This is a genomic window from Amycolatopsis halotolerans (genome assembly GCF_042647905.1).
GTDB lineage: Bacteria > Actinomycetota > Actinomycetes > Mycobacteriales > Pseudonocardiaceae > Amycolatopsis > Amycolatopsis halotolerans.
This window is the reverse complement of record NZ_JBHRWI010000004.1, coordinates 17415-30180: the sequence shown is the minus strand read 5'-3', so window position 1 is coordinate 30180 and position 12766 is coordinate 17415. Positions and strand designations below refer to the sequence as shown.

15 protein-coding genes are annotated in these 12766 nt (G+C 68.8%); all 15 read right to left on the bottom strand.

The genetic code is table 11. From position 1 onward, the window contains the following. Position 1: 1 nt before the first annotated feature. Complete coding sequence (locus ACFORO_RS02690) at positions 2-328, bottom strand: hypothetical protein (protein ID WP_377869331.1); 327 nt, start codon at positions 326-328, stop codon at positions 2-4. Between the two features lie 11 nt (positions 329-339). Then, the gene (locus tag ACFORO_RS02685) at positions 340-873 is read right to left on the bottom strand and encodes a phage baseplate assembly protein V (RefSeq protein ID WP_354747845.1); all 534 of its coding nucleotides are present in this window, start codon (positions 871-873) and stop codon (positions 340-342) included. After that, on the bottom strand, positions 870-1991 hold the full coding sequence (locus tag ACFORO_RS02680) for a hypothetical protein (RefSeq protein WP_377869330.1): 1122 nt from the start codon (positions 1989-1991) through the stop codon (positions 870-872). The genes ACFORO_RS02685 and ACFORO_RS02680 overlap by 4 nt, the downstream gene beginning before the upstream one ends. After that, positions 1984-2298, bottom strand: a complete 315-nt coding sequence (locus tag ACFORO_RS02675; protein WP_377869329.1) for a LysM peptidoglycan-binding domain-containing protein — start codon at positions 2296-2298, stop codon at positions 1984-1986. Before ACFORO_RS02675 ends, ACFORO_RS02680 begins: the two co-directional genes overlap by 8 nt. 10 nt (positions 2299-2308) lie before the next feature. Continuing rightward, positions 2309-2965, bottom strand: coding sequence for a hypothetical protein (locus ACFORO_RS02670; RefSeq protein ID WP_377869328.1), 657 nt, complete (start codon positions 2963-2965; stop codon positions 2309-2311). Between the two features lie 78 nt (positions 2966-3043). Beyond that, positions 3044-3274, bottom strand: a complete 231-nt coding sequence (locus ACFORO_RS02665) for a hypothetical protein (RefSeq protein ID WP_377869327.1) — start codon at positions 3272-3274, stop codon at positions 3044-3046. Next, a complete protein-coding gene (locus tag ACFORO_RS02660) occupies positions 3271-5079 on the bottom strand; it encodes an ATP-binding protein (RefSeq protein WP_377869326.1) in 1809 nt (602 codons plus the stop codon). The genes ACFORO_RS02665 and ACFORO_RS02660 overlap by 4 nt, the downstream gene beginning before the upstream one ends. Then, the gene (locus ACFORO_RS02655) at positions 5076-6311 is read right to left on the bottom strand and encodes a DUF4255 domain-containing protein (RefSeq protein ID WP_377869325.1); all 1236 of its coding nucleotides are present in this window, start codon (positions 6309-6311) and stop codon (positions 5076-5078) included. Before ACFORO_RS02655 ends, ACFORO_RS02660 begins: the two co-directional genes overlap by 4 nt. Continuing rightward, entirely contained in the window at positions 6308-7123 is an 816-nt protein-coding gene (locus ACFORO_RS02650; protein WP_377869324.1) for a hypothetical protein, read from the bottom strand. The genes ACFORO_RS02655 and ACFORO_RS02650 overlap by 4 nt, the downstream gene beginning before the upstream one ends. After that, the gene (locus ACFORO_RS02645) at positions 7120-7821 is read right to left on the bottom strand and encodes a T4 family baseplate hub assembly chaperone (protein ID WP_377869323.1); all 702 of its coding nucleotides are present in this window, start codon (positions 7819-7821) and stop codon (positions 7120-7122) included. The genes ACFORO_RS02650 and ACFORO_RS02645 overlap by 4 nt, the downstream gene beginning before the upstream one ends. Then, positions 7818-8339, bottom strand: a complete 522-nt coding sequence (locus ACFORO_RS02640) for a phage tail protein (protein ID WP_354747828.1) — start codon at positions 8337-8339, stop codon at positions 7818-7820. Before ACFORO_RS02640 ends, ACFORO_RS02645 begins: the two co-directional genes overlap by 4 nt. A gap of 15 nt (positions 8340-8354) precedes the next feature. Further along, positions 8355-9986 carry a phage tail sheath family protein gene (locus ACFORO_RS02635; RefSeq protein ID WP_377869322.1) on the bottom strand — a complete coding sequence of 544 codons (1632 nt, stop codon included), beginning with the start codon at positions 9984-9986 and terminating at the stop codon, positions 8355-8357. A 55-nt stretch (positions 9987-10041) separates the two neighbouring features. Further along, on the bottom strand, positions 10042-10257 hold the full coding sequence (locus tag ACFORO_RS02630; RefSeq protein ID WP_354747824.1) for a hypothetical protein: 216 nt from the start codon (positions 10255-10257) through the stop codon (positions 10042-10044). A 178-nt stretch (positions 10258-10435) separates the two neighbouring features. After that, positions 10436-11110, bottom strand: a complete 675-nt coding sequence (locus ACFORO_RS02625) for an AfsR/SARP family transcriptional regulator (RefSeq protein WP_377869321.1) — start codon at positions 11108-11110, stop codon at positions 10436-10438. Positions 11111-11296: 186 nt separating this feature from the next. Continuing rightward, the gene (locus ACFORO_RS02620) at positions 11297-12742 is read right to left on the bottom strand and encodes an eCIS core domain-containing protein (protein WP_377869320.1); all 1446 of its coding nucleotides are present in this window, start codon (positions 12740-12742) and stop codon (positions 11297-11299) included. Between the last annotated feature and the right edge of the window lie 24 nt (positions 12743-12766).

Below are 12766 nucleotides of genomic sequence, written 5' to 3'. Positions count from 1 at the left end.
GTCACCTCCCCGTGACGAACTGTTGCATGGCAAGCACTATCGGCGGCCCAGGGGAAAGAGAGCCGAGGCAGGTACCTCCGCCTTGGCCAGCCGGAAGCAGTTGCGTGAGCACCGGCGTTCCGCCGCCCAGCAGGGACGAGATGTTCGTCCACTGCACCGTCGCACAGGGCGGAGTCAACGTGCACCCGGCGACGATCAGCTGGTCTTTCGTGGTGAGCACCGGCATTCCGTTCACCAGCGCCGCGGGCGGCCCGGCCGGGATCGCCGTCACCGCGCCGCCGTGCGGGCAGGTCATCGTCATTCCGCTGTGGAGCAAGAAGCCCGGCATGTCCGCACCTCCTAGTTCGGAACGACGAAGGTGCCGTTGTTGACGATGACCGAGGTCCCGGCCAGCCGGATCGAGGCCAGACCGGGGCCGCAGGACAGTTCGATCCCGGTCTCGTTGAGCTTGATGTACGGCCCGGACGGCCCCAGGATCTGCAGCTGGATGCCGCCGGTCGGACCGGGTTGCTGGGTGATCAGCAGGTAGTTCTGCGGCGGGACGCCGAACGGGGTCAGCGGCGTCCCGATGACGACCTGCGGCACGCCGGGCAGGATGCTCGACGCGATCGGCGGCCCTTCCTCGGCCACGTCGCGCCGGAACCCGGTCCAGATCGCGCGGCCGATGTCTCCGCCCTGGAACTCGACCCACACCCCGGAACCGATCAGCGGCACCACGTTCATGCCCGGCGTCGCGGTGCTCGCCCGTGCCCAGATGGCGTTGTCGCCCAGTACTTCGCCGACCCGCACGAGCAGCCGATCCAGTCCGAGCGGGTCTACATTGGACACCACCTCGCCCTGGTAGGTGCCGTCGAACCGCGTTTCTTCGGTCATGCGCTCACCTGCTGGGAGAAGGGGACGAAACCGTCCCTGGCCAGTCCGAAACTCTGCTTGTACTCGCCGCGTTTGATCTCGTGGGTGACTCGGTTGACGTAATAGAGACCGTCGTACGCGAGCCCCGCGCCACGCACGCCGACCAGCGCGCGGGCCTTGAGCACGTGGCCGTACCGGAGCACGTCGAGCTTTCCCTGTCCGGTCACCGCGTCGGCGGCCTTCGCGGTTTTGCTGAGGCCGCGCAACAAGATCTCCGTCGTGGACCGGCCGTCCAGGTCCGGCAACGGCCGCTCCTGCAGAGCCACCGCGGGACGAGCGGCCAGCGGCGGGCGCAGCAACGCGAGGTCCGGCACCGGAATGGAGAACCCGATCTTGGTGTGCGGCTCGGGGATCCGGATCGTGTACTGCTTCCCGGACATTCCGTCGAAACTGAACGACAGGGATTCCACGTTGGTCGCGGTCCCGGAATCGACGGTGAGCGCGGGCTGCACGACCCCGGCCCGGATCTCCGGACCCCAGTACCCGATGCTCGCGCCCGGAACCGGTCCCGGGACCAGGTAGAACGCGTACCCCGCCTGCCGTGCCAGTTCCCGGAGATAGCCGAGATCGGTGTCGGACTGGCCGTCGATTTTCACCTGCGGCGGCTCCGGTTCCCACAGCAGCACCGGCGTCGGCGCGGGCACGATCCCGTACATCGCGTACTTCGCGAGGGTCTTCAGCACCTGCACGTGCAGCGGCAACCCGGGAAAGGTCTCCTTCTCGTACCGCAGGTCCATCAGCGCGGTGAGGTCCTCGCCGGTCACCGTGAGCCTCGATTCGCCAGGACCCGTGCCCGGGCTCATCTCGTGCCGGGTGATCACGCCGTCCATCAGCACGTCCACCGAACCGCCGACGATCGCCGACAGCACGACCCGCGCGGGCGGATCGAGCAGCCCGGACGGCAGCAACGTCCGGGTGAGCACCGATTTCCGGCTCACCGCGAACGTCAGCTGGAACCCGCTGCGCTCGCCCGCGGACGAGGTGACCTGTACGGACTGCAACGCATCGATCAGCTCACGGGGCACCGGCGCGGCGAGGACGCGGCCGATCATCAACTGCAGCTGAAAGCTCTTACCCACCGGTCCCTCCCGCCGGAATCCCGGGCGGCAGCGTGATCCGCAGCCGGCGGCCCGGCTCCGCGGTCAGCGCGTCCGGGTCCATCGCCCGGTTCGCGTCGGCGATCCGCCAGTACTGCTCGGCGTCGCCGAACACCTCGCCCGCGATGCGATCGAGCCGGTCGCGGGGTTTGACCACGCGCTCGCCGATCTGCGCGAGCTGCTCGGGCGGTGGCAGCAACCGCCGCTGGACGAAGCGGACCGAACGACCGTCCGGAAGGTCGCAGACCGCGGTGGGCAGACTGTAGTAACGACTGGTCGCGGAGAACATCAAGCACCTCCTAGACGGTCGGCACGCCGACGTCGGTCACCGGGTTGTTGACGGCGTCCGCGAAGCGTTCTTTCTGCTGGAGATACGTCAGGTACAGCGTTCCGCCCTTGGCGCGCGCTCCCGGATCGCCGGGACGCGGGTAGCCGAGGTCGTCCACAGTGAGCACCCGGACGGTGATGCTGACCTTGGCCCGGATCGGATTGAGCGCGGCGTCGAAGGCTTCCTCGGCGACGCTGAAGTCGGTGATGCGCACCGGCAGCACGCGTTTAGGCCCCAGCACAAGCACCGTCAGCGGTGCCTCTACTGGCACGATTTCAAGCTGTCCTTGCCCGGCCAGTTGGTCTTCGTTCTGCAGCTGGGCGTACGTCGGCGAAAGGCTTTTCTCCAGCGCGCACAGCACCGGAAACAATCCGTCGGGGAACTTGTCGGGTGCCGCGGTGGCGTCGAACTCGGCCTCGAATCGGTACGACTCGTGCGAAGGCCCCTTGAGCCGCAACGCTTCCAGCCGGTCGCCCGGTTCGCCGCCGATGCCCTGCACCTGCAGGGTCCGGGTGAGCGTGTCCGGGTTGTACTGGAACGGAATCGTCTTCGACGCCCGCCCGCTGTCCGGATCCACCAGCACGAACCCGCCCCGGACGGGATTCAGGCTCTGCGGAAAGGTGGTCATCGTCGTAGTCCTCCCCAGCGAACGGCGGAACGCCTTGCCCCCAAGCGTGGCGGGACCCCGTCACCGAGGCGTCACCGCTCAATCGGCCACCTGGCGGATGCCGTGGTGAATCGACCGTGCGATCGCCTCCGCGAGCGTGCCCTCCGCCAGCTTCGCCACCACGACCCGCCGCTGTGCTTCCCGCCAACCCCGGCGCGGCGCGGCAGCCACCATCTGACGCGTCAGCTCGGCTTGCACGGCCTCGCGAAGCTGACCAGGCTCCTCAGCCAACCCAGTCAGCACCAGCCGATCGATCCGGACCTCGATCACCGCCGGAAATCCCGTTCCGGCACGGGAAGCTCGAGCTTCCGGAACTCGGTGCGCGCGGCAGCCAGCACAGTCTCCATCGTGATCGACGACCCGGCCGCCGCGGCGAGGAAAGCCGCGTTGAGCGCGATGGTGCGGATCATCGCACCGCTCGTCTGCAGCTGCGCCAACCGGCCGAAGTCGAGACCCTCGCACGGCGCACGGGTCGGGAACGCCTTCTGCCACATGGTCTTCCGCTCAACCGGGCCGGGAAAGGCGAACTCGACCACGAACCGCAGGCGGCGCATGAACGCGGTGTCCAGCGCCGAGCGCATGTTGGTCGCCAGGATCGCGAGGCCGCGGTGGGCTTCCATCCGCTGCAGCAGGTAGTCGACCTCGATGGTGGCGTACCGGTCGTGCGCGTCGCGGACCTCGCCGCGTTTGCCGAACAGCGATTCCGCCTCGTCGAAGAACAGGATCGCGCCCTCGGCCGCGTCGAAGAGCTTCCGCAGGTTCTTCTCGGTCTCCCCGATGTACTTGCTGACCACTGTGGACAGATCGATCCGGTAAAGATCCAGCGCCAGCCGGTTCGCGAGCACCTCGGCCGCCATCGTCTTGCCCGTTCCGCTCGGCCCGGTGAACAGCACGCTCAAGCCCAGGCCGCGCTCACCGAAGCCCCACGTCTCGTGCACCCGCGTGCGCTGCCCCACCTGGTCGGCGATCTCGCCGAGCAACCGGCGGGACTGCTCCGGCAGCACGAGATCGTCCCAGCTCGCCGTCGATTCGAGCCGCTGCGCGCGTCCGTCCAGCCGCGGCCGGGTGCGGACGCGGCATTCCTGCCACACCTTCTCCGGATCGGCCCCGGCGACCGCGGCCACCGCCGCGATGCCCGGCAGGTCGAGCGCGAACTGCGCGGCCAGCGCGTCGATCACCGGCTGATCGCTCCCCAGCGCTTCCCGCCACGCCAGCGCCCGTTCCGCCGGCGTCGGCGGGCCGACCTCGATCGACCGGAGTCCCGGCCCGCCTTCCCGCACCGCCAACACCGCCGGTCCGGTGATCCGGTCGAGAAACCGGGCGCCACCCTCGTCTTCGAGGTACAACGCCAGCGGCAGCAACGCGGCCTCGCGCTGCCAGCTCCGGGCAAGGAGGTCCAGCTCCACCGGCTGCGCGGGCAACGCGGCAGCCTCAAGTCGATACGCGGCGAGTCCGGAGATCTCCGCGGCGTGTGCGGTGATCTGTCGTTTCGCGGCCTCGTCGGCACCGGTGAGCTGAACCGGACCGGCGAGCGCCCACTGACTGGCCACTTCCTCGGCAACCCGTTGCTGCGAAGCCGACAACTCCGTGCGGGCCAGTGGCGTGACCAGCGGACTCAGCCGGTCGTCGAGACTGTTGAGCCCCTTCAGATAGTTGACCGCGCGCTCGGCCGCCCGCAGCGGTGCGGACACCACGCCCTGCCCGGAAACACCCTCGATGAGCTGCCAATACCGCAGACCGCCTTGTGGCGACACGGCTTCCCACGCCGGATCGGGCAGCACGCGAAGAGCCAGCCCGAACGTCGGATACGCCATGTGCGGATTGCCGTGCGCCTCGGCGCAAAGCCCGGCGATCGACGGGTCCAGCTCGACCGCCGCGCACAACAGCAAGGTGTCCCGCTCGAACCGGGACAACCCGAGCCGCGCCGCCAGCACTGTCAACGCCGGCGGCGGGTTGATCGCCTCGGCTTCCTCGACAGCGGCGGTCGGGACCTCTTCGCCGGGATGCCGCAGCACCTCCCGCAGCCACTCCAGCGACGCGGCGAGGAAGCGTCCGTTCGCCGCTTCCCAGGTCATGAGATCGTCACCGTCTGGGTGGCGTCGAACACCGGCTTCGGCCCGGTGCGGTCGACCAGCAAGCTGTCCACCCCGCCGATCCGGAGGCGCGCGAGATGGGTGCCCACCGGCGCGTCCGGCACGTCGAAGGTCAGGTCCGCACCGGTCACCGGGTCTTCCGGCTGAGCCGCGACTGCACGCCGCTCCAGCACCGATCGCGACCCGAGCACCAGCAGCACCGGCTGCCCGGTCCGCACCGGAGGGCGGCAAGCCAGCCGGACCACCGCAGCGGTCCCGTCGCGCTGCACAGTCATCGGCATCCCGCTGGTGATCTCGGGCGCGACCGCGAGCGAAACCTCGTTCGTCGCCGTCGTGCCGGACACCGCCGCCACCGACCACAGCCCGGCCGGAAACGCCTGCGGCGGCCCGGTCAGCTCGAACCGGACCTCGGCCGCGCTCCCCGGTACGACCGGAATCGAGACCGGCCCGGCCAGCAGCGGATGCGACAACCGGACCTCGTTCGCCTGATCGAGATTCGCACCCCGCAGCACGACGCGACCGCCGAGCTTCACCGACGCCTGCTCGTGCTCGAGACCGTCGGGACCGACCGCGACCGGTACCGCGGCGGTGAGCTGCGGGTACGGCGATTCGACGCTGGCCGCCGCTTCCGGCCCCCGGTCCAGCGCGCCCCGGCGCAGCACCGGCACCGCCGTGCGCGGCGGGCGGCGGCTGTCGATGAGCACCGGCCCGGCCTCGAACGCGACAGTGAGCCGATAACTGGTCTGGAACGCCGACCACAGCGAGTAGATGTCCTTCTCCGCGAAGGACTGCCAGGTCAGCCGGATCAGCTCGGACTGTTCCGATACGTTGCTGGGCGACTGCACTTGCCGGAGCCGCACGCGACTGAGGTGCGGATGCTCGTGCAACGTCCGCAGCGCACCGCCGAGCATCCGGTGGGCGATGGTGTCCGCACCGCCCGGCACATACGCGGTGAGCAAATAGTGCAGAACGAGCGGCAGCTGCGGATCGCCGTGCTCCCCGGGCCGCAGCCCTACGGGATCCTCGTTGCGCAGCGACTCGTCGATGCCGATTTGGTAGAGGAACAGGTTCAGCTGCGGATCGCCGCTCGGCCCCGGCGTCTCGTGCGGCGGCCGCGCTTCGACCTTCGCTCCGCTCTCGACCTCGCGCGCGCCTTCGAGCACCAGTTGGACCAGCGCCTCGGTCACCGCCTCGATCGCGTTGGCGTCACTCATCCCCGCTCCCGGAGGTAGTCGTCGAGGCTCAGCAACGGTTTCCGTTCCTGCCGCGGTTTCGGCGCCGCTGCCGGCGCCGGACGGGCGGTGACCTCGACCCGGCCGATGCTGATGTGCACGTCCGGTTGAGCCGGTGCCTTCTGTCGCCGGATCACCAGGGGCTGCCGCAGTTGTTGTTGCGGCTGCGGTCCAGGTTCCGGCCGTGGACGCGTGACTGGGTGCGCCCGGACCGGTTCGACCGTCCGTACTGGGGCGACCCGGATCGGTTCTGGCGATGCCGGGGCGGTTTCTGGCTCCGCTGCGGTGGCTGGCTGCGGTACCGTCGTCTCTCGCTGCAGGTGTTCCGTTCGCACTTCGCGCTCCCGCAACGATTCAGCGACCCGCTCCGAGCTCGATACGGTCGCGTGCTCGGTGTGCGTCCGTGACTCGACAACGCTTTCTCGGACCACAGTGCCCGGCTCCCCCGGCTTGGGAACCTCGCGGACTCGCTCGACTGATTCCGGTCGTAGCACCCGGGTTTCGCGGCCGCCTTCGACTCGCTCCGTGTGGAACACCTCGGACTCGCGGACGCGCTCGACCGGCCCCGGAAGCGTTGCCAGGGTCTCCCGGATAACCTGCCCCAGACCTGGAACCTCACGGACACGTTCGGTTTCCTTGGCGACCACCGGCTTCCGGGCCGATTCGGTGAACGTGCCCATCGGCAATCCGGGTTCCGCCCCGACCGGACTGGCGGGTTCGAACAACGTCGGCACGAGCGGCCGGATCGGCGGCGCGTCGATCCGGCCGAGCAACCGGTCCACGAAATCGTTCATGCCATCGTCCCCGCGAGTTCCAGATACCGTCGGCGCCGTCCAGGACTCACCGCGAGCACCTCCGCCTCCGACCAGCCGTAGGCGAGCGCCAGCGCGTGCACGTCGTACAACAACCGCCGCGCGCAAGCTTCCAGTTCCGTCCACAGATAAACCGCGATGTCGAACGGAGACGCCCACCGGTGACCGCACACCGCGCAGTCCAGGTCGATCCGGACGTCCGCCTGCGGATCCCCCGCGGCCAACGCGTCCGGGAGCGCGCCGAGCACCGCGTCCGGCAACTCGGATCGCTCCACCTCCTGGTCGCCCAACCGCGCGGTCACCACACACCGTTCGAGCAGAGTCCGTCTACTGTGGACTTCCAGCAGATCCCGGCTCGTCACCGCACGGAACTCGACCTCGTACCCGTCGACAGCCACGACCGCGCAAGCGTCCACTTGCGACGGACGCAGATCCCGGCTCGACAGTTCCAGCTCAAGCTCCTCGCCGCACGAAGGACAACTCACCAGGCACGGAAACGCGGTCCCGAAGCACCGTTCCCGCAGGGCCAGCAGGAACTCGTCCCGCCGGCCCACCGCGAGATCGCCGACCTCGGCCGGTTCCGCACCGCCCGCCACCGCCAGCGCGAGCGCCCGCCGCAGCGCGCCCAGCCCGTGCGCCGCCTCCCAGACGTCCAGGAGGCTCGCCTCGGTGAACATCACGCCGGGTCTTCGAAGGACGTCTCCTGCGGCTCCGAAACCTCCTCGGCGACCCACCCCTCGTTCTCGACCTTGATGTGCTGCACGGCGACCGCGTTGGCGTTGGAGTCCAAATCGGACACCGGCTGCCATTCCGAGACCCAGCAGTTGAAGACCTGATAGGACAGGACTTTCTGGCCGCCCTCGTCGAAGACGTCGACGATGAGGTCGCGGCGGAAGTCCTTGAGCGAGGTCTCCAGCCCCTGCCCGGAGTTGGCGAAACTCCACACCCGGTTCGCCCACTGCGCGAACACCTTGTCCGCGGTGACGCCGCGTTCGAGGGTGATCGCGTCGTATTCGGTGCGCCCGGGAAGCTTCGCACTGGTCGCCGGATCGCCGCCGGAGCGGTGCTTGATCACCTCGGTGCTCCGTTTGAACCCGGTGACCTTGCTGACCCCGAGCAGATAGTCGCCGCCGGCGAACTTCACCCGGAACCGGAAGTTCTTGTACGGGTCGCGCCGTCTCGTCTTGCTTTCGGACATGACGTCTGCCTCCTGCTACACCTGGATCTGGCCGGCGAGCTGCTGGATGTGGATGAGCACGAACTCGGCGGGCTTCAACGGGGCGAACCCGACCAGGATGTTGACGATGCCGCGGTCGATGTCGTTCTGCGGATTGTTCGTCGCGTCGCATTTCACGAGATAGGCGTCCTTCGGCGTACGCCCTTGGAAGGCGCCTTGCCGGAACAGATTGTTCATGAACGCGCCGACGTTCAGCCGGATCGACGACCACAACGGTTCGTCGTTCGGCTCGAACACCACCCACTGCGTGCCGCGGAACAGGCTTTCCTCGATGAAGAGCGCCAATCGCCGCACCGGCAGGTATTTCCACTGGTTCGCGAGCACGTCCGCGCCGCGTTGAGTACGCGCGCCCCAGATCACGTTCCCCACCGAAGGCATTCCACGCAAGCAGTTGACGCCGAGCGGATTGAGCACGCCGTTCTGCAGATCGGACAGTTGGACCGTGAGGCCGCTGATGCCGCTCAACGTCGCCTCGGTGCCTGCTGGAGCCTTCCAGACACCCCGCTGGACATCCGTGCGCGCCCACGTTCCCGCGATCATCCCGCACGGAGGGAATTCGCGAACCCTGTTCTCCTGCTTGGGATCCGGCTGTTTGACGCGCGGGAAGTACAGCGCCGCGTTGCGGGCGTTGTCGTCATTGAGGACGAAGTTGAAGTCCTTCACCGCACCGGAGACCGCGGTCGTCGTCTTCCAGTTCGGATCCGGGTCCACGATCAGCATCGCCCGCCGGTCGACGCACAACTTGAGCGCCTTGGCAAGGATTTGCGCGGGGCCGCCGATCAGACCCGGAGCCCCGGGCAGGCAGAGCATGTTGAAGATGTCGGTCTTGAGCAAGGCATAGATGCCGGTCTGCTGTCCGGGGTCGCCGAGGAAGTCCTCGGGCCTCGGCGTCGGTCCGTCGGCGCCCTGGCCCGCTGCGGTGTACCAGACGTCTTTCTTCGTGGTGTCCTGGAACGGATCCTGTCCCTCTTCCAGCCCGGCGGAGCTGTGCGCAGTCGGCCGCTGATCGGTGTTCTCCACCGACCCGATCAGTCCCGAGGCCGCGATCACGTTCTTCAACGCGCGCGGGGAGTTCTTGTCGATGCTGACGTTGAGGTATTGCTCGGTGACCTTGCTGGTCCGATCGTGCACAGTCAGGTTGTACAGCTGGTTGAGGTCGTCCTTGGCGGTGCTGTAGTCGACCCGCGCCAGCAGCGTGCCGTTGGCCCAGGCCCCTTCTCCGGCCGCGTTCAGCGTCGGTCCCGCCGGCAGGACGATCTTCGCTCGTGCGGCCGCGGCCGGCGGCGTGGCGTCCTCGGCAGCGGGCTGGCCCGTACCGGCCGGTGGAGTGGTCGGCGCCGCGGTGCCGAACACCCGCACGATTTCGGCCTCGCTGCCGCCGTTCTGGTAGAACTGCCAGACCGCGTAGCTGAGGTCGCTCGCCGGGTCGAGGCCGCCGAATTGCTGTTCGTAGTCCTCCCAGCTCGTGATGTGCACCGCCACGTTCGTGACGCCGCGCGGTGCGGTGCCGACGAAAGCCGCGACCGAGGTGGGCACCCCGGTGATGGTCCGAACCGCGCTCGGCAGTTCGTCGATGTAGACACCCGGAAAGGTGGGCGTGATGGGCATGGCCGTCTCCCTCCGCGGCTTTCTCGGCCGTGGTCGTGAGCGTGCACTGGTTCCGTCACCGCGGCGTCACGTCGCCGTCCCGCGCGCCGATCCGGCTCAGCCAGCGGTCCACCGACGCGAGAACCTGTTCGCGGGTCGTGAGAACCTCCGACGTCGTCGCGTCGGTGCGCACGTCCGCGGTGGTCGTGATGCGGACCCGCAACTGTCCTTCGGACGTGCACCACGCCCGAAGGACGTGCAGCGCGATTCGCTCCGGGTCCGCACCTGCCATACGGTGCAGTACAACGGTTCCCCGTCACCGCACCGTCACCCGATGCCAGGGACTCGCACCGGGCGGCCTCAGCCCGCCGACGATCCACAAAGGACGTCAAGGTCGGCGAGGCACCGGCCAAGGCTCGCATGACCGTTTCCGCGCGTCCGTGAGGACGGCAAAGGCACCGTCACCCGGTTCAGGCGAGCAGAGCCCGCACCCCAGGACTGGGCCGCACGCCGAGTTCGGTGTGCAGCAATTCCGCCAGCGCGCGATAAGCCCGCACCGCCTCGCCGCGATTCCCCTCGAGAAGATGAACGCGGATCAAACAGCGATGCGCGCTTTCCCGCAACGGCTCAGCGTCGACCGCCGTCAGCGCGGCATCGATCGCCTCGGAGAACCGGCCCGCTTCGCCGAGCCGTCCCGCCAGGCATTCCAGCGCGTGCAAGCGAAGCTGCCGCCACCGTTCACGGAAGACGAACAACCAGTCGTCGTACCAGTCCGGCAGCAAATCGGTCGACAGCAAGCCGATCACCGGTTCGCTGTCGTCGGGCAGCTCCGCACCGGCCGACGCGAGCGAACGCGCCAGACTAGACGCGGCTTGCACGTCGACGGCCGCGGTGTCCGAGAGCGACAGCCGCTCGGCCGTCGCCTGCACCAGATCCCGATGCACCCGGCCGATCCGCCACAACGTAGTGCGGAGACTCGCCGCACCGTGTTCCTCCGACGAGTCCGCCCACAACGCGTGCGCCACTTCGGCCCGCCGCACGGGACGGTCTCGAAGCGCCAGGTAAGTCACTAACCGTTGAGCCGCACGGGAAAGCGGACGCGCGTCAGCCGCGCCGTCCACCGCGAAGGCCGGCAACGTCTGCACGACAAGCACCGACGCCGTTCCAGTTCCCTCTCCCGATTCGTAGTCCACCGTTTCTGTCCGCGAACCGACCATCCGAACCGACACCCCCTCGATCCTCGGCAGCGTCCCCCGGGAGCACTGCCGGTCGAACTCCGATGATCGTGACCGTGCCGCCGCCGCGCCATCCGTGCTACCACGTAACTTCGCTCACGGTCGTTCCCGCACCGGCGCGAACGACCCTCCCGGACCGGCCCCGGCCAGCAGTCGCTGGTCGCGCAGGAAGGAAAGGAACTGAAGATACGTGCGCTGGTTGAACGCGTTGGCGGGCCAGATCTCGTCACCCGCCCGCAGCGCGGCGCCAGCCATTCGGCGGTACCGCGCGTTGATCGCCTCGGAAACCCGGATGAACACCCCCACGTCGCCGATCGACGCGATCCGCTGCGACACCGGCACTCCCTGAGCTTCCCCGGCGAGAAACCGGTCGAGGGTGGTGCTGGTGATGACCCGCGCTAGGTATCCGCCGAACTCGCGCCACGCCTGCTGCTCCGCTGGCGTGTACCCGGTGAGATCCCAGTTGGCCGAGTCGAAAATGCCGATCACACTGCCGAACATCTGCGCCACCACACTGCTGACGCCCTGTGCGACCGCGCCCGCCGTCTGCACCCCCGACGCCAGTCCGGTCGCGACTCGCTGAGTCCACGCGGCGACCGCGGGTGCGACCGTGTCCGTCACGCTCACGCCGTAACTGCCCGACGCTCGCGCGCCAGCCTCGGCCCCGAGACTGAACGCGGCCGCCACCCAGCCTTCCTCCCCCGAGAAAAGCCCGGTACTGACCGAAAATCCCACCCCAGCGAGCAGCTTCGCCGCGACGTTGACGCTCCCGCCCGTATACGCCCCGGACACATTGCCCGCCCGGCCAGCCGGACCGAGCCGGAACGCCACGACGATCGCTTCGCTGGCTCCCGCGGTCACGCCGACCCCGAGTTCGCCGTAGCCGATGACGTCAGTGGTCACTTCTCCGGACTCGATGTTGACGAAGACCATCGTGTCCTGCCCCGCGCCCGCCCCGAATCCGGCACCGGCATTGCCGGAAGCGCGCATCCCGATCGCGGCACCGGTGATCGCCCACCCCAGCAACCGCAGCGGCGCGGACAGCACCGAGGCGACCACCCGCGCGGCCCCGAAGATCCGGTTGCCGCGAAGATTCGTGACCACCACCCGGGCGTCCGGCTCAGCCTGCCGGGCGACGCCGGGCGCACTGGCCCCGGCCACCGTTACCGGCCCGCCGCTGACTGCCGCGTCCGCCGCCACGTCCGCTGACCGTTCGAGCTGATGCCCTGTCGCCGGTCCACCGCCACGACGCTGCTGGACGACGTGCGCCAGTTCGTGCGCGAGGGATCGCTTGCCCGGCGTCGTCTCGGGTCGGTATTCCCCAGTACCGAACACGATCCGCTCGCCCACCGTGTACGCCTTCGCACCCAGCCAGGCCGCCGAATCGGCCGCCGTCCGGTCCGAGTACACGCGCACCTGGCTGAAGTCCTGGCCGAAGCGCTGCTCCATGAAGTGCCGGATGTCCGGTTCGAGAGGATTCCGTCCGCGCACGGGCTCAGGTCCGGGTTCAGCCGGCGCGGGCACCTGGACGCGTTGCTCCATCGAGGACCCTCCCGATCACTGGAC